Annotated in this window: 16 protein-coding genes; 10 read left to right on the top strand and 6 right to left on the bottom strand. The window is 68.3% G+C overall.

Features of this window, described 5'->3' with window-relative positions; all coding sequences use genetic code 11:
* Positions 1-8 precede the first annotated feature (8 nt).
* Positions 9-1,019, bottom strand: coding sequence for a transcriptional regulator GcvA (gene gcvA, locus GPA27_RS05710; RefSeq protein WP_169138449.1), 1,011 nt, complete (start codon positions 1,017-1,019; stop codon positions 9-11).
* Positions 1,020-1,128: 109 nt separating this feature from the next.
* Between gcvA and GPA27_RS05705 the strand changes: the two genes are divergently transcribed.
* Positions 1,129-1,482, top strand: a complete 354-nt coding sequence (locus GPA27_RS05705) for a DUF2917 domain-containing protein (protein ID WP_169138447.1) — start codon at positions 1,129-1,131, stop codon at positions 1,480-1,482.
* A gap of 10 nt (positions 1,483-1,492) precedes the next feature.
* Here the strand turns inward: GPA27_RS05705 and GPA27_RS05700 are convergent, their stop codons facing one another.
* The 3 genes from GPA27_RS05700 to glpK are packed head-to-tail and all read right to left on the bottom strand — an operon-like array spanning position 1,493 to position 5,457.
* The gene (locus GPA27_RS05700) at positions 1,493-2,332 is read right to left on the bottom strand and encodes a DMT family transporter (protein WP_169138445.1); all 840 of its coding nucleotides are present in this window, start codon (positions 2,330-2,332) and stop codon (positions 1,493-1,495) included.
* Positions 2,333-2,392: 60 nt separating this feature from the next.
* Positions 2,393-3,964, bottom strand: coding sequence for a glycerol-3-phosphate dehydrogenase/oxidase (locus GPA27_RS05695; protein WP_256222793.1), 1,572 nt, complete (start codon positions 3,962-3,964; stop codon positions 2,393-2,395).
* Between the two features lie 2 nt (positions 3,965-3,966).
* On the bottom strand, positions 3,967-5,457 hold the full coding sequence (gene glpK, locus GPA27_RS05690) for a glycerol kinase GlpK (protein WP_169138441.1): 1,491 nt from the start codon (positions 5,455-5,457) through the stop codon (positions 3,967-3,969).
* Between the two features lie 132 nt (positions 5,458-5,589).
* Between glpK and GPA27_RS05685 the strand changes: the two genes are divergently transcribed.
* The 3 genes from GPA27_RS05685 to GPA27_RS05675 are packed head-to-tail and all read left to right on the top strand — an operon-like array spanning position 5,590 to position 7,775.
* Positions 5,590-6,477: a DMT family transporter gene (locus GPA27_RS05685; RefSeq protein ID WP_169138439.1), complete on the top strand. Its 888-nt coding sequence runs from the start codon at positions 5,590-5,592 to the stop codon at positions 6,475-6,477.
* A gap of 60 nt (positions 6,478-6,537) precedes the next feature.
* A complete protein-coding gene (locus GPA27_RS05680; protein WP_169138437.1) occupies positions 6,538-6,900 on the top strand; it encodes a SpoIIAA family protein in 363 nt (120 codons plus the stop codon).
* Positions 6,897-7,775, top strand: coding sequence for a sulfurtransferase (locus tag GPA27_RS05675; protein WP_169138435.1), 879 nt, complete (start codon positions 6,897-6,899; stop codon positions 7,773-7,775). Before GPA27_RS05680 ends, GPA27_RS05675 begins: the two co-directional genes overlap by 4 nt.
* Positions 7,776-7,793: 18 nt before the next feature.
* Here the strand turns inward: GPA27_RS05675 and murI are convergent, their stop codons facing one another.
* Complete coding sequence (gene murI, locus GPA27_RS05670; protein WP_211164847.1) at positions 7,794-8,597, bottom strand: glutamate racemase; 804 nt, start codon at positions 8,595-8,597, stop codon at positions 7,794-7,796.
* A gap of 42 nt (positions 8,598-8,639) precedes the next feature.
* Positions 8,640-9,734 (bottom strand): tRNA epoxyqueuosine(34) reductase QueG, encoded by a 1,095-nt coding sequence (queG, locus tag GPA27_RS05665; protein ID WP_169138433.1) that lies wholly within the window; start codon positions 9,732-9,734, stop codon positions 8,640-8,642.
* On the opposite strand from queG, the gene tsaE reads away from it, so the two are divergent.
* The 6 genes from tsaE (at position 9,720) to GPA27_RS05635 (ending at position 16,427) form a co-directional block, all read left to right on the top strand.
* Positions 9,720-10,232: a tRNA (adenosine(37)-N6)-threonylcarbamoyltransferase complex ATPase subunit type 1 TsaE gene (gene tsaE, locus GPA27_RS05660; RefSeq protein WP_169138431.1), complete on the top strand. Its 513-nt coding sequence runs from the start codon at positions 9,720-9,722 to the stop codon at positions 10,230-10,232. The two genes, queG and tsaE, sit on opposite strands and share 15 nt — an antisense overlap.
* Positions 10,229-11,545 carry an N-acetylmuramoyl-L-alanine amidase gene (locus tag GPA27_RS05655; protein WP_169138429.1) on the top strand — a complete coding sequence of 439 codons (1,317 nt, stop codon included), beginning with the start codon at positions 10,229-10,231 and terminating at the stop codon, positions 11,543-11,545. Before tsaE ends, GPA27_RS05655 begins: the two co-directional genes overlap by 4 nt.
* Before the next feature lie 130 nt (positions 11,546-11,675).
* Positions 11,676-12,626, top strand: a complete 951-nt coding sequence (locus GPA27_RS05650) for a bifunctional riboflavin kinase/FAD synthetase (RefSeq protein WP_169138427.1) — start codon at positions 11,676-11,678, stop codon at positions 12,624-12,626.
* Between the two features lie 24 nt (positions 12,627-12,650).
* Positions 12,651-15,470, top strand: a complete 2,820-nt coding sequence (gene ileS, locus GPA27_RS05645; protein ID WP_169138425.1) for an isoleucine--tRNA ligase — start codon at positions 12,651-12,653, stop codon at positions 15,468-15,470.
* On the top strand, positions 15,463-16,002 hold the full coding sequence (lspA, locus tag GPA27_RS05640; protein ID WP_211164846.1) for a signal peptidase II: 540 nt from the start codon (positions 15,463-15,465) through the stop codon (positions 16,000-16,002). The genes ileS and lspA overlap by 8 nt, the downstream gene beginning before the upstream one ends.
* Positions 15,999-16,427, top strand: coding sequence for an FKBP-type peptidyl-prolyl cis-trans isomerase (locus GPA27_RS05635; RefSeq protein ID WP_169138423.1), 429 nt, complete (start codon positions 15,999-16,001; stop codon positions 16,425-16,427). The genes lspA and GPA27_RS05635 overlap by 4 nt, the downstream gene beginning before the upstream one ends.
* The last annotated feature ends 28 nt before the right edge of the window (positions 16,428-16,455 follow it).

Raw genomic sequence — 16,455 nt, 5'->3', positions numbered from 1 at the left:
CAAAGGGATCACATCAGGGCGGCAAAGCTCCCGCGCCCCGTCGGCAGCGGCGCCAGAGGTGTTGCAAGATCGGTCGCCACCTCGGCACGCAGCCACTCGAGAAACGCCGTGAGCAACGATGTCTCGGGCGTCCGTTCCGGCAGCACGATCCAGTAGCGCCACAGCGGGCGCTGCGCGAACGGCAGATCAGGCGGAAAATCGTGCGCACAGAGCCCTTCCGGTGCATGCCGCGCCTCGATCGCGATATCGAACGGTCGCAGCAGTTTTCCCGCACGCAGCGCCGAGGCGGCAAGGCTGCGGCGGGCGAGCGCGACGCCGCGGCCTTCCAGCGCAGCCTGAAGCACCAGGGCGGAATCGGACAGCATCAGGCCACTGGCCGGTTCCGGCCAGTCGAGTCCCGCGGCGCAAAACCAGGGCGCCCAGTCCTCCCCTTCCGAGCGAAGCAGCGGCAGCCCGGCGAGGTCCGCCGGGACGCGCAGTGGGTGCCCGGCACACAGGGCGGGGCTCACGACCGGGAACAGGACGTCGTCCATCAGCAGTTCGCTCCTGACTCCCGTGTAGCCTCCCGGGCCCCAGCGGATGCTCAGGTCCATGCCGTCGCGGCTGAAATCCGTGAGGGCGCCGGTGGCGGTGATATTCACTTCCGCCGACGGGTGGGCGTCGATGAAGGCGCCGATTCGGGGCGTCAACCAGCGGCTGGCGAAGGACGGCATGACGCTGATCGACAGGCGGTTCGGATTGGAGCGCCGTCTGAGACTCGCCACGCTATCGGCGATCTGCCGCAGGGCGCCGTTTGCGGCCTGCAGGAGCTCTTCGCCGGCCGGCGTCAGTGCGACTGCCCGGCCCTGACGCTGGAAGAGCGGAAAGCCGAGATGCTCCTCGAGCGTGCGGATCTGGTGGCTGACCGCGCCGTGCGTGACGAACAGTTCGTCGGCCGCGCGCGAGACGCTCGACAGGCGTGCCGCCGCCTCGAAGGCACGCAGCGCCGGCAGCGGCGGAAGCTTCCCGGGGCGTTCCATATGTGAGCCTTATTCACAAACATGCCAGAAAAGATCGATTTTCACGATCGCCGTTCGCGATGACAATTCCTCCCACGACGGTTGTTCGACCGGAGCATCAGGAGGCATCATGGAAGCGAAATATGCGCGCCCGGAATGGAATCTGCAAGCAGGCGGAATCCTCTCGATCAACGATGCGAGTGACTGGGAAGTGAGTCTGGAAAGCGGCCACGCATGGCTGACACTTGAGGGATACTCACAGGACAAGTGGCTCGGCGCAGGCGACCGCTTCCGTGTGCCAGGCGATGGCCGGCTGGTCATCGAGGCTGACCGCGAGTCCCGCATCCGGCTCGAACCGCCCCCCGCCAGCGCGTTGCAGCGCGTCCTCACGCGGATCGAGAGCGGCACGCGGCAATTCGCGCGGACGGTTGCCAGCGCGACCGTATATTCGGCCGAGCGCATCAGCTGCGGCCCGGCACGCTGAACTGCGCCGATCAGGCACGGCGCTTGAGCAGCACGATGGCGACGCCGCCGAGGATCGCGATCGACGACACGACGAGGCGCAGGGTCAGCGCCTCGCCGAGGAACAGCACCCCGCCCACCGCCGCGATCACCGGCACGCTGAGCTGGACGGTCGCGGCAGTCGTGGCGGTCAGGCCGCGCAGCGCCGCGTACCACACGGCATAGCCGGCCCCCGAGGCCAGCGCGCCGGAAAGCACCGCGTAGAGCGCACCGACCGGATCGACGCGAACGTCGCCGGTACCGAGGATGCCGAGCGCAAGCGCCATCGGCACCGTGCGAAGGAAATTGCCGCCGGTTGCCGCCAATGCGTCGGAAACCTTGCGGCCACGCAGCGAATACACGCCCCACGCGATGCCTGCGCCTATCATCAGCAGCGCTCCGCCAAGCGGCGGCGCACTCAGGCCCGGCATCAGCAGGTACACCAGCCCGCCGAACGCGAGCAGCAAGCCGGCCGTCTGCTGCGCGCGCAGGCGCTCCCCGCGCGCGATTCCGGTCAGGATCATGGTCGCCTGCACGGCCGCGAATAGCAGCAGGGCCCCCACGCCGGTCGGCAAGGACACGTAGGCGAAGGAAAATCCCGCCGCGTAGGCGAACAGGGCCAGGGCCGATCCCCAGTTGCCCGCCGTGCCCGGACGCTGGCGTCGCCACTGCAGCAGGATGACGAGCATCACCGCGCCGGACACGAGGCGGATCACGGTGAAGCTCGCCGGATCGATGGCGGTATTCTGGAGCGCAAGACGGCACAGCACCGAATTGGCCGCGAAGGCGATCATCGTGACCAGGGTCAGCGATGCGATACGCAAGGATGTCACGCGGGTCTCCTCGACGGGCAAGCTGCACGGGCGGCTTACGCTCCGCGCGACCTTCCCTTCTTATTTTTCTTCGGGCCGGGCGTATTGTCGGGCGAGCGCGCCGAAGCGCCCCACCTCGGCCTCGCACCAGGCCGCATCCTTTCCCAGTTCCTCTGCCAGCAGGCGCGCGACCTGCGGCGCAGCGGCCGCCGCTCCGGCGGCGTCGAGGAACAGCGCGCGGTGCCGACGCGCCAGCACGTCCTCCACGCCGCGGGCGAGCTCGCAGCGCGCAGCGTAACGCACTTCGGCTTCGGTCAGGCGCAAACCCGCATGCACGGGGCGTCCGGCGCCGGGCAACGCGTCCACGGCGGCGCGCGCCGAACCGTAGGGATCGGAGGAGGCCCCCGCCTCCGCGCCGTGCAGACGCAGCTCGGCGGTGACGCACGGACGGCGCGACAGGCCGGCAACCGACTGCGCGGTATCGACGGTCTCCTCAGCCATGCGGCGATAGGTGGTCCATTTCCCGCCGGTGATCGTCACCAGTCCGCCCGGTGACACCTCGATGCAGTGCTCGCGCGACAGGCTACGGGTGGCGGAACGGTCGCCCGCGCCGATCAGCGGACGCAGGCCGACGAAGACGCTGCGGACATCTGCACGTGTGGGCGGCCGCACGAGATAGGGCGCAACGGCGTCGAGGATGAAATCGATCTCGCCCGCGAGCGGCTGCGGCTCCAGCGGGAGGTCCTGCCGTGGCGAATCCGTGGTGCCGATCAGCACCCGCCCCTGCCACGGAATCACGAAAAGGACGCGTCCGTCGGCGGTTTGCGGCACCAGCAGCGCATCGCGTCCGGGGAGGAATTCCGCATCCACGACGACATGCACGCCCTGGCTGGGTTTCAGCAAGGGACGTACCTGCGGGAGCTCCGCGCGGCGGATGGCGTCGGCCCACACCCCGGTGGCGTTGACGACGACACCCGCGGCGATGCGGAACGTCTCCCCGGACTCGGCGTCGTGCGCAAGGACGCCGTTCACCTGTCCGTCCTCGACGACCAGGCCGTCGACGGGAAGATAGTTGAGCGCGAGCCCGCCGAGGTCGACATGCGTGCGCATCAGGGCCAGCGCAAGTCGCGCGTCATCGAACTGGGCGTCCCAGTAGGCGATTCCTCCGCGCAGGCCGCCGGGCCTGAGCGTCGGCAGGGCGACGATGGTGCTCGCGGCATCGAGCACGCGGCTGCGGCCGATGCCGTGCATGCCCGACATCAGATCGTAGAACGCGAGGCCGGCCCCGAACTTGGGGATATCCAGCCAGTGATAGGCCGGAACGACGAAGCGCAACTTGCGCACCAGATGCGGCGCATTGGCGAGCAGGCGCGATCGCTCGGCAAGGGCCTCATGCACGAGCGGGAGATTGCCCTGCGCGAGGTAGCGCACGCCGCCGTGGATCAGCTTGGTCGCGCGCGAGCTGGTCCCCTTCGCGAAGTCGTGGGCCTCGAGCAGCAGCGTGCGGTGGCCGCGCGAGCTCGCATCGACTGCGCAGCCCAGCCCCGTCGCTCCGCCGCCGATCACGACGACGTCCCACGCATCGGTCTCACGCAGACGGGCGAGTAGCGACACCCGATCGAGCCGGCCCGCCGCGTCCCTGCCCTCCGTCACGCTCACGCTTCGGCCCAGCCGCGCGCGCGCTCGACGGCCCGATGCCAGCGGGCGATCAGCGCCTCGCGCCGCCCCGCATCCATCGCCGGCTCGAAACGCCGCTCCGCACACCAATGCGCCGCGACCTCGTCCGCTCCCGACCACACGCCGACGCCCAGACCGGCAAGGTAGGCGGCTCCCAGCGCCGTCGTCTCCAGCATCTGCGGACGCACGACGGGTACGCCGAGCAGATCGGCCTGCATCTGCATCAGCAGGTCGTTCGCCGCCGCGCCGCCATCGACACGCAGCTCCGTCAGGGGCCCGGCGCCGTCGCGATCCATCGCCGCGACCAGATCCACCGTCTGCAGCGCGATCGCCTCCAGCGCCGCGCGCGCGATATGGGCGGCGCCGGTGCCACGCGTCAGCCCGAACAGGGCACCGCGCGCGTACGCGTCCCAGTACGGCGCGCCCAGCCCGGTGAAGGCCGGGACCAGCACGACGCCGCCGCTGTCCGGAACGCTCGCGGCGAGCGCCTCGATCTCGCCCGAATGCCGAATCAGTCCGAGGCCGTCGCGCACCCATTGCACGATCGCCCCGCCCATGAAGATGCTGCCTTCCAGCGCATAGCTGGTCCGCCCGCCTGCACGCCAGCCGACGGTCGTCAGCAGGCGGTTGGTCGAGGCGACGATGGCGTCGCCGGTGTTCATGAGCAGGAAGCAGCCGGTCCCGTAGGTGTTCTTCGCCATACCGGGCGTGAAGCAGGCCTGGCCGAACGTTGCGGCCTGCTGGTCGCCGGCGATGCCAGCGATCGGTACGGCAGCGCCGAGCACCTCGGCACGCGTCGTGCCGCACACGCCGCTGCTATCGACGACCCGCGGCAACAACGCGCGCGGAATGTCGAACAGCGCGAGGAGCTCGTCATCCCAGCCAACGGTGTGGATGTTGAACAGCATCGTGCGTGCGGCGTTGCCCGGGTCGGTCACGTGCAATGCGCCGCCGCTCAGGTGCCACACCAACCAGCTGTCGACGGTGCCGAAGGCCAACTCGCCGGCCTCCGCCCGCCTTCGCGCGCCCGGCACATTGTCCAGCAGCCAGGCGAGCTTGGTCGCCGAGAAGTAGGCATCGAGCTCCAGGCCGGTACGCTCACGGATCCGCTCCGCATGTCCTGCCGCGCGCAGGCGGTCGCACTCGGCGGCGGTGCGGCGGTCCTGCCACACGATCGCGGGCGCGAGCGCCCGGCCGCTCGAGCGCTCCCACAGGATGGTCGTCTCGCGCTGGTTCGTGATGCCGAGGGCCGCCAGGTCGCGAGCGCCGATCCCGGCGTCGGCGAGCGCGGCACGCGCACAGTCCAGTTGCGACGCAAGGATTTCGTCCGGATCGTGCTCGACCCAGCCCGGCTGCGGAAAGGACTGGGCGAAGGCCTTCTGCGCGACCCCGCGCACGCGCCCGTCGGCATCGAACACCATGGCCCGCGAACTCGTCGTTCCCTGATCCAGCGCCAGCAGCCAGCTCATGCCATCCCCGCAAAGACCCGCGATGACGCAAGCCTACCGCGGCGCAGCGCGCGTGACCATCCCTCCCCGCTCTCGCGCACCCGGCCCGCATGTGGTTCAATATCGCCTTTCGCTGCACCGCAACAAGCCGCCATGCAATCCCTCTGGATGATCGTCGCCAGCGTTCTCTTCGCCTGCATGGGGTTATGCGTCAAGCTCGGCGCCGGCATTTTTTCCACCGGGGAGCTCGTGTTCTACCGCGGTTTCGTCGGCCTGCTGGTCGTCGCACTTATCGCGCGCATCCAGGGCGTGCCGCTGCACACGCCGCACTGGCGGCTGCAGATCACCCGTGCCTTGTCGGGCTGTGCGGCGCTGATGTGCTACTTCTACGCGATCAGCGCCCTGCCGCTGGCGACGGCCGTTACGCTCAATTACACCTCGCCGATCTTCGTCGCCCTGCTGCTCGCCCTGTGGTTCCGCGAGCGACTGCGCGGCCCGGTGATCGCTTCGGTCGCACTGGGCTTCGTCGGCGTCATCCTGCTGCTCAAGCCCACGCTGCAGGCCGAACAATGGCTGGGCGCCTGCGCAGGCCTCGGCTCCGGCCTCGTCGCGAGTCTGGCCTACATCAACGTGCGCGAACTCGGACGCGCCGGCGAACCCGAGGCGCGGACGGTGCTGTGGTTCTCGGCGATCACCACCCTGCTCGGCATCCCCTGGGCGCTGTCCGGCGAGCTGAGCGCCATCGACCTGCAGGGCGGCGCGGCGCTCGCGGGCGTCGGCCTGTTCGGCGCGCTGGCCCAGCTCGCGATGACCCGAGCCTATCGCTTCGGCAAGACCATCGTCGCGGCCAATCTGGCCTACACTACGGTGATCTTCTCGAGCCTTTTCGGCGTCCTGCTGTGGGACGAAATCCTCCCGCTCGACGCATGGATCGCCATCGTGCTGATCATCGCCAGCGGCGCGGCCGTGTCGGTCGCCGCGCGCCCGGCGCCGCAAGCGCTCCCCGCCGCGGCGGCACCTGGCGGCCGCAGCCCCGATTGAAGCGGCTACCGCCCGGGGATATAGTAGTCTGCATAATCCAGTCGCCATGCGGAGGCAGTCATGATCACAACGGACCATCGCCCCAATCTGGTCGCCGTTGCCGTGTTCGGCGAATTCACCCTCGCGGACTACAAGGAGTTCGAAGAACTGGTCAATTACAAGATCCAGTTCGAGGGCCCGGTGAGCCTGCTTTTCGACCTGCGCGAAATGGCCGGTTTCACGCTCGACGTCGCGTGGGAGGAGATCAAGTTCTCGCGCAAGCACGCGCACGACTTCCGCCGCGTCGCGGTGCTCACGCAGGACCAGTGGCTGACGTGGAGCGCGTGGATCTCGCAGATCTTCGTCGACGCCGAAGTGCTCGTCTTCGACGACGAAACCGAAGCGCGCACCTGGCTCGAGGCGACCGAGGAGCCGGCACAGTGAGCAATTCCGCGTCCGGCGGCTCCGCCTCGTACAGCACGCTGATCAGCGCCCACGAGCTCGCCCAGCATCTCGATGATCCCGCCTGGGTGATCTTCGACTGCCGCCACGACCTCGCGAACCGCGACTTCGGCCGCGATGTCTACGCCCGCGCCCACATCCCGGGCGCGCGCTTCCTGCACATCGACGAAGACCTGTCGAGCCCGCTGACGGGAACGAACGGCCGCCATCCGCTGCCCGACCCCGCAGTATTCGCGCAGCGCCTCGCGCGGGCGGGCGTCGGCAACGAAACCCAGGTCGTCGCCTATGACGACGCCGGCGGCATGTTCGCCGCGCGCCTGTGGTGGATGATGCGCTGGATCGGACACCACTGTGCGGCAGTCCTCGACGGCGGACTGGTCGCATGGCTGGAAGCCGGCCAGGCCCTCACCGCGAAAGTCCCCGAACCGGTCCCCCAGAGCTTCCGCGTCTCGCTGCGTCCCGAAGTCGTGGATGCGGCCTATGTCCTCGAGCACCTGCAACACCCCGAGATGCTGCTGATCGACGCCCGCAGCCCGGACCGCTACCGCGGCGAGAACGAGACGCTGGACCCCGTCGCCGGACACATTCCCGGCGCGATCAACCGCTTCTTCCGCGACAACCTCGACGGCCGCGGACACTTCAAACAGGCTTCGGTCCTGCGCGAAGAGTTCGGCGCGCTGCTGAAGGGCGGCGACGCCCACCGCGTCGTCCACCAGTGTGGCTCGGGCGTCACCGCCTGCCACAACCTGCTGGCGATGGAGTCCGCGGGACTGACCGGCTCGCGTCTCTACGCGGGCTCGTGGAGCGAATGGTGCGCCGATCCGGCGCGTCCCGTCGCAACCGGCCCCGAGCGCTGACGGCCCTGGACGGACGTCCTACCACTCGACCTTTTCGACGGTGCCGAGCGAGCGCCCGAGAAAGCGCTCGCCTATCGTCTGGAAGCGCAAGGGCACATCGGTGACGACGAAGCGATAAGCCGTCGGCCCTGCGTGAGTGCTGGCGATGCCGAGTTCCATCAGCTTCGCGGCCGCCAACTCCGCCGTCGTGATCGCGGAATCGACCAGGCGCACGCCCGGACCGACGACATCGCGCAGCAGCGGTTTCAGCAATGGATAGTGAGTGCAGCCAAGAACGAGGCTGCCAACTTCCTCGGCGAGCACCGGCTTCAGGTATTCCTGCGCCGTCAGCCGCGTCACCGGATGATCCAGCCAGCCCTCCTCGACCAGCGGCACGAACAGCGGGCAGGCCTGCGAATACACCCGTACGCCGGGATCCAGCGCATGGATGCGCCGCGCATAGGCATTGCTGTTGATCGTCGTCGGCGTGCCGATCACGCCGATCCCGCGCCCGTTCGACTCCGCGACGGCCGCATGCGCGCCCGCCTCGATCACGTCGAGCACCGGGATGTCGCGCGCCAGGCGCCGCACCACGTCGGCCGCCACCGCCGCCATCGTGTTGCACGCGACAATCAGCATCTTGACGTCCTGCTGCAGCAGGAACTCGGTGATCTGCGCGGTGAAGTGTTCGATGGTCGCGACGGACTTGACGCCGTAGGGCACCCGCGCGGTGTCACCGAAATACACGATGCGTTCGAGCGGCAGCCGCTCCATCAGGGCGCGCACGACGGTCAGTCCGCCGATGCCGGAATCGAATACACCTATGGGTCGGGAGGAGTCCAATGCAGAAACCAGGTCAGGACAAAAACGGATTTTAACGCAAGCTCACCCCTGCCGTAGCCCGTGCCGCTCCAGCGCCCAGGCGACATGCTCGCGCACGAGCGCCGACGGGTCGTCCGCCCGCGCCCGCAGCGCATCCAGCACCACCGGCGTGCCGGGCGCGTTGCCCAGCGCCACCGCAAGATTGCGCAACCAGCGCTCGAAGCCGATGCGATGAATCGCGCTGCCCGCCATCCGTTCCCGGAACTCGCTCTCGCTCCACGCGAACAGCTCGGCCAGACTCGCCTCGTCGAGCCCGTGGCGCGGCGCGAAGTCCGCTTCCGCGCCGAGCTGCGCGAAGCGATTCCACGGGCACACGAGCTGGCAGTCGTCGCAGCCGTAGATGCGGTTGCCGATCAGCGGTCGCAGCGCCTCCGGAATCGCGCCCTTGAGCTCGATCGTCAGGTAGGAGATGCAGCGCCGTGCGTCGACCCGATAGGGCGCGACGATCGCACCGGTCGGGCACGCGTCCAGGCAGGCGCGGCAGCTGCCGCAATGCGGCGTCTCGGGGGCGTCGAGCGGCAGCGGCAGGTCGGTGAAGATCTCGCCGAGGAAGAAGTACGAGCCGGCGCGGCGATTCAGCAGCAAGGTGTGCTTGCCGCGCCAGCCGAGTCCGGACCGGCTCGCGAGTTCGACCTCGAGGACCGGCGCGGAATCGACGAACACCCGGAAACCGTGCGGCGCCTCGGCGGCGATGCGCTCCGCGAGCTTCTGCAGGCGGTTGCGCATCAGCTTGTGGTAATCGCGCCCCAGCGCGTAGCGCGACACGTAGGCGCGCTGCGGGTCGTCCAGCGCCGATTGCGCGTCTGCCGCGCGGGGCCAGTAGTTCATGCGCATGCTCACAACGCGCAGCGTGCCCGGCACCAGGTCCGCCGGGCGCGCCCGCATCATGCCGTGCCGCGCCATATAATCCATCTCTCCGTGGAAACCGTCCGCCAGCCAGGCTTCCAGCCCGGGCTCGGCCGACGACAGATCCACACCGGACACGGCCAGGTCGGCGAAGCCCAGCTCGCCGGCCCATACCTTCATCCGCCCGACGAGCGCGCTCAGGAACGCGTCGGGAGCGACATCCTCAGGAACTTCATCATGATTCACGTTCATCACCGGGTAGATGATAGCAGCCCGTTCTCTGCGCACCTCGACGACGAATCCGACACCGCAAGCGCGGGTGCCGCCCTCGCCACAGCCCTGCATGCGGGCCTCGTCATCTACCTGCGCGGCGACCTCGGAGCCGGCAAGACGACGCTGGTGAGAGGGGTGCTGCGTGCCCTCGGTCACGAGGGAAAGGTGAAAAGTCCGACGTACACCTTGATTGAACCTTATATTGTTTCTAGATTACACTTATATCACTTTGATTTTTATCGCTTCGCAGTCCCAGAAGAATATCTGGAAGCAGGGCTGGACGAATACTTCGACGGAAACGGGGTATGTCTGGTGGAATGGCCGGACAAGGCGGCGCCTTACATTGCCGCACCGGACCTCGAAATCCGCCTCACCGTATCCGGCCCGGGTCGGCGCCTCGAAGCGCTGGCACTGACGGAGGCAGGACGGACATGCATACGCAAACTGGATTCGGAGCTGACCCGGAACCCGACATGACTGCCGCGCCCGGCGTGACGCGACGCGACCTGCTGAAATTCGCCGGCGCGACGCTGGCGCTGCTCGTCAGCCCCGTCGGCATGGCCGCGACCAGCCTCCTCGCGGTACGCGTGTGGCCCGCGGCTGAATACACGCGCGTCACGATCGAAGGGAACTCGCAGCTCAAGTTCACCCACCTGCTCGTCACCGACCCGCACCGCCTCGTCGTCGACCTCGAAGGGGTCGAGTTCGACAGCGTGCTGCAGTCGCTGCCGTCCAAGGTGCTCGACTCGGACCCCTACATCAAGCTGATCCGCGCCGGGCGCAACCGCCCTGGCGTCGTGCGCCTGGTGGTCGAACTGAAGAGCGAGATCAACCCGCAGGTGTTCACGCTCGCGCCGGTCGGCAACTACGGCCATCGCCTCGTGGTCGACCTGTATCCCACGACGCCGGTCGATCCGCTGCTCGCCCTGATCGAGAAATCCTCGCCGATGGACGCCGCGGCGGGACAGACGGGCGACGCACAGACGTCCACCGATGCGCCCGCACAGATCGCGCGCCCCGACCCCGCCGAGCAGGCGTCCGGAACCCGGCGTTCCAAGCGCCCGGCCGCCAACCGCCTCGTCACCATCGTGCTCGACCCCGGCCACGGCGGCGAAGATCCGGGCGCGGTCGGCGCACGCGGCAGCTACGAGAAGAACGTCACGCTCTCGATCGCACGCCGCCTCAAGCAGAAGATCGACGCCGAGCCGAACATGCGCGCGGTGCTCACACGCGACGGCGACTACTTCGTGCCGCTGAGCCAGCGCGTCACGCGCGCGCGGCGCGTGCAGTCCGACCTCTTCGTGTCGATCCACGCCGACGCCTTCGTGCGCCCCGATGCACGCGGCAGCTCCGTCTTCGTCCTGTCCGAGCGCGGCGCATCGAGCTCGGCCGCACGCTGGCTCGCGCAGAAGGAAAACGACGCAGACCTCATCGGCGGCGTCAATCTCGCCAAGCAGGACGGCCACCTCGCGCGCACGCTGCTCGATCTGTCGCAGACCGCGACGATCAACGACAGCCTCAAGTTGGGCAAGGCCGTGCTCAACGAGCTGGGCGACATCAACAAGCTGCACAAGGCGCACGTCGAACAGGCCGGCTTCGCCGTACTGAAGGCGCCGGACATTCCCTCCATCCTCGTGGAAACAGCGTTCATCAGCAATCCCGAGGAAGAGCAGCGGCTCAACGACGACGCCTACCAAGACAAGATGGCGAACGCGATCCTGCGCGGGCTGCGGATTTATTTCCGCGACAATCCGCCGCTCGGCCGCACCAAGATCGCACAGCTCGACTGATTCGACGGGCCGGGCATGAAGGCCGCACGGGCGGCCGCCTCCCGCTTCCACAGCACCCGCAAGCACCTTCTGCGCCCGCCCCCCAGAGCGGGCGCGTTGCCGTTATAATTACGGCTTTTTTCAGGCGGTTATGCAGGTTTTTCGCGGGATTCCCGGGCACGCCGCACACGCCTCGGTGCTCACCATCGGCAACTTCGACGGCGTGCATCGCGGCCACCAGGCGCTGCTCCAGATGCTCATCGACACCGCGCGCGCAATGTCGCTGCCGGCGGTGGTGATGACGTTCGAGCCCCATCCGCGTGAATATTTCTCGCCCGACGACGCCCCCGCCCGACTCGCCTCGCTGCGCGAAAAGCTGCTGCTGCTCGCCGCGGCCGGCGTCGACCGCGTGCACGTCTGCCGTTTCGATGCCCGCTTCGCCGCGGTGACCGCCGATCAGTTCATCGACGACATCCTCGTGCGTGGTCTCGGCGTGCGCCATCTCATCATCGGCGACGACTTCCGCTTCGGCGCGCGCCGCCAGGGCGACTTCGCGCTGCTGAAGGCACGCGGCGCGCAACAGGGTTTCGCCGTCGAGGCGATGCACACGCTCGACGTGGCGGGCGAGCGCGCCTCCAGCTCCGCCGTGCGCGAGGCGCTCGCCGAAGGCGATCTCGCCCACGCCGCGCGCCTGCTCGGACGCCCCTACAGCATCGCCGGCCGCGTGGTCCGCGGCGATCGGATCGGCCGCCAGCTCGGCTTCCCGACCGCCAACATCCAGATGAAGCACCGCCGCCCCGCGCTCGCCGGCGTGTTCGCGGTCAGCGTCGAGGGCTTGGGCGAAGCCCCGGTCGCCGGCGTCGCGAACATCGGCGTGCGGCCGTCCGTGACCAGCGCCGGCAAGCCCACGCTCGAAGTGCACCTCTTCGACTGGAGCCGCGACTGCTACGACGCCCACCTGCGCGTGCATTTCCTCAACAAGTTGCGCGACGAGGCGAAGTTCGCTTCGCTCGACGCCCTCAAGGCCCAGATCGCCAAGGACGCGGCCGACGCCCGCACCTGGTTCGCCGACAACCCGATCTGCCCCACCAATTGCCCCTGATCGCCACCGAGGCCCGAACCCACCATGGCTGACTACCGCAAGACGCTCAACCTGCCCGACACCCCCTTCCCGATGCGCGGCGACCTCGCCAAGCGGGAGCCGGGCTGGATCGCCGCATGGCAGCAGAAAAAGCTCTACCAGAAAATCCGCAAGGCCGCAGCCGGCCGCCCGAAGTTCATCCTGCACGACGGCCCCCCATACGCGAACGGCGACATCCACATCGGCCATGCGGTGAACAAGATCCTCAAGGACATCATCGTCCGCTCCAAGACCATGGCGGGCTTCGACGCCCCCTACGTGCCCGGCTGGGACTGCCACGGCCTGCCGATCGAGCACCAGATCGAGAAGCAGCACGGCAAGCACCTGCCGGCCGACCGCGCGCGCGAACTGTGCCGCGAGTATGCGGGCGAGCAGATCGAGCGCCAGAAGAAGGACTTCATCCGCCTCGGCGTGCTCGGCGACTGGGACAACCCCTACCGCACGATGCAGTTCTCCAACGAGGCCGACGAGATCCGCGCGCTCGGCGAGATGTACCGCAAGGGCTTCCTGTTCAAGGGCCTGAAGCCGGTGAACTGGTGCTTCGACTGCGGCTCGGCGCTCGCCGAAGCCGAAGTGGAATACCAGGACAAGAAGTCGCCGGCGATCGACGTCGGTTTCCCCCTTGCCGACAGCGAACGCGACAAACTCGCGCGCGCCTTCGGTCTCGACGCGCTGCCCGAGCAACCCGTCCACATCGTGATCTGGACCACGACGCCCTGGACGATTCCGTCCAATCAGGCGCTCAACGTGCACCCCGAACTGATGTACGAACTGATCGAAACGCCGAAGGGCCTGCTGATCCTCGCCGCCGAGCTGCGCGCCTCGGCCCTCGAACGCTACCAGCTCGAAGGCCGCGTGCTCGCTGCCGCCCGTGGCGTCGCGCTCGACCGCATCCAGTTCCGCCACCCCTTCTACGACCGCATCTCGCCCGTTTTCCTCGGCGACTACGTCGCGGCCGACGCCGGTACCGGCATCGTGCATAGCGCGCCCGCCTACGGCCTGGACGACTTCCAGTCCTGCATGCGTTACGGCATGCGCAACGACGACATCCTCAACCCCGTGCAGGGCGACGGCGTGTTCCACGAAAGCCTGCCCTTCTTCGGCGGCCTGTCGGTGTGGGACGCCAACCCGAAGATCGTCGAGAAGCTCGCCGAGGTCGGCAGCCTGTTCGCCTCGGGCAACCTCACGCACAGCTACATGCACTGCTGGCGCCACAAGACGCCGGTGATCTACCGCGCCACGACGCAATGGTTCGTCGGCATGGACCGCCTGGCCGGCCGCGAAACGGTCGAGCCGGGCGCACCGACGCTGCGCGAACTGGCCCTCAAGGCCATCGACGAGACCCAGTTCTTCCCGTCGTGGGGCAAGGCCCGCCTGCACTCGATGATCGCGAACCGCCCCGACTGGTGCGTGTCGCGCCAACGCAACTGGGGCGTGCCGATCCCGCTGTTCCTCGACAAGGAAACCGGCGAGCCGCATCCGCGCAGCCTCGAACTCCTCGAAGAAGTCGCGCTGCGCGTCGAAAAGGAAGGCATCGACGCCTGGTTCAAGCTTGACGCCGCCGAATTCCTCGGCGCCGAGGCGGCGCAGTACGACAAGATGCGCGACACCCTCGACGTCTGGTTCGACTCCGGCACCACGCACTGGACGGTGCTGCGCGGCTCGCATGCCGACGTCAGCCGCTGGCCGGCCGACCTCTACCTCGAAGGCTCGGACCAGCACCGCGGCTGGTTCCACTCGTCGCTGCTCACCGGCTGCGCGGTCGATGGCCGCGCCCCCTACGACGGCCTGCTGACCCACGGCTTCGTCGTCGACGGCCAAGGCAAGAAGATGTCGAAGTCCAAGGGCAACGTCGTCGCGCCGCAGGAAGTCTCCGACAAGCTTGGCGCCGAGATCCTGCGCCTGTGGGTCGCCGCAACGGACTACTCGGGCGAGCTGACGATCTCGAAGGAGATCCTCGACCGCGTCGTCGAGGTCTACCGCCGCCTGCGTAACACGCTGCGTTTCCTGCTCGCCAACACCGCCGACTTCGACATCGAGAAGGACGGCGTGCCGGTCGAGCAGTGGCTCGACATCGACCACTACGCCCTTGCGCTGACGCAGCGCCTGCAGGAACAGGTCACCGGCGACTACGCGCGCTACGAATTCCACAAGATCGTCCAGGCGCTGCAGAACTTCGCCGCGGAAGACCTCGGCGCGTTCTACCTCGACATCCTCAAGGACCGCCTGTACACCACCCAGGCGGACTCGCCCGCGCGACGCGCCGCGCAGACGGCACTGTGGCACATCACCCAGGCGATCACCCGCATGATGGCGCCGATCCTCGCCTTCACCTCCGAGGAGATCTGGCACCTCATCGGCAAGAACGGTGAAGACAGCGTCATGCTGCACACCTGGCACGAACTGCCCGCACTTGCTGACAGCGAGGCGCAGGTCGCCCGCTGGACGCTGATCCGCGAGGAGCGCGCGAAGGTGCAGAAGGTCCTCGAAGGCCTGCGCACTGAAGGCAGGATCGGCTCCTCGCTGCAGGCCGAAGTCGTCGTGCGTGCAAGCGGTGCAAAGCACGACGCGCTGGCGAGCCTCGGCGACGACCTGCGCTTCGTGCTGATCACGTCGCGCGCCGAGCTCGTGCGCGCCGCCGACGAAGCGACCGAGGGTGTCGACGCGGGCTCGTCGGCACACGCCAAGTGCGGTCGTTGCTGGCACTTCCGCGCGGACGTCGGCAGCCACGCCGACCACCCCGAACTGTGCGGCCGCTGCCACGACAACCTGTTCGGTGCCGGGGAAACGCGCGTCCATGCGTGATTCCGCCGCAGCCCCGCAAGCGGCCCGCGGCGCCCCCGCGCTGACGCGCCGCTTCTTCGGCTGGCTCGAACTTGCGGCGCTGGTGATCGGCCTGGACCAGCTCACGAAATGGCTTGTGCTGTCGAAGCTCGAATTCGGCGAGGCCATTCCGGTCACGGGCTTCTTCCAGCTCGTGCTGGTCTACAACCCGGGCGCGGCGTTCAGCTTCCTCGCCGACCACTCCGGCTGGCAGCGCTGGTTCTTCGTCATCCTCGCCCTCGGCGTCTGCGGCTGGCTCCTCGCACTGCTGCGCCAGCACCAGCGCGAGACGCTCCAGCCGCTCGCCTTCAGCCTGCTGATCGGCGGGGCGCTGGGCAACGTGATCGACCGCCTGGTGCACGGCGCCGTCGTCGACTTCCTCTATTTCCACATCGGTCGCTATGGCTGGCCGGCCTTCAACGTGGCGGACTCGGCGATCACCGTCGGCGTCGCCCTGATGCTGTGGGCGCAGTTCCGCGCTCCGCGCAACACCACTCCGGAGAACCCCTCGTGACGCAGACCGTCCAACCGAACAGCCTCGTAACGCTGCACTACCGCATCGCACTGGAAAACGGCCAGCCGCTCATCAGCACCTTCGAGGGCACGCCCGCGACGCTGCAACTGGGCTGCGGCGATCTCCTCCCGAGTCTCGAGCGCGTGCTCGAAGGGCTCGAGGTCGGCACCCGCCAACAGTTCACGCTGGCGCCGGAGCAGGCTTTCGGCCCCTACAACCCGGACCTCGTCGAGCACGTCAAGCGCGAACACATGCCCGACGAGGAGATCGAGCCGATGACGATCATGGAATTCGGCGCACCGGACGGCACCCGTTACTCCGGCCTCGTGCGCGAGATCGACAACGTCCGCGCGATCGTCGACTTCAACCACCCGCTCGCCGGCAAGACCATCCGCTTCGAGGTGGACATCATCGGCGTTCTCTGAGGCACCCCATCGCCCCGCCCCCGACACA

Source organism: Aromatoleum toluolicum, from assembly GCF_012911005.2.
Lineage (GTDB): Bacteria > Pseudomonadota > Gammaproteobacteria > Burkholderiales > Rhodocyclaceae > Aromatoleum > Aromatoleum toluolicum.
The sequence above is the reverse complement of the archived record's forward strand: the minus strand, read 5'-3'. Positions and strand labels throughout refer to the sequence as shown.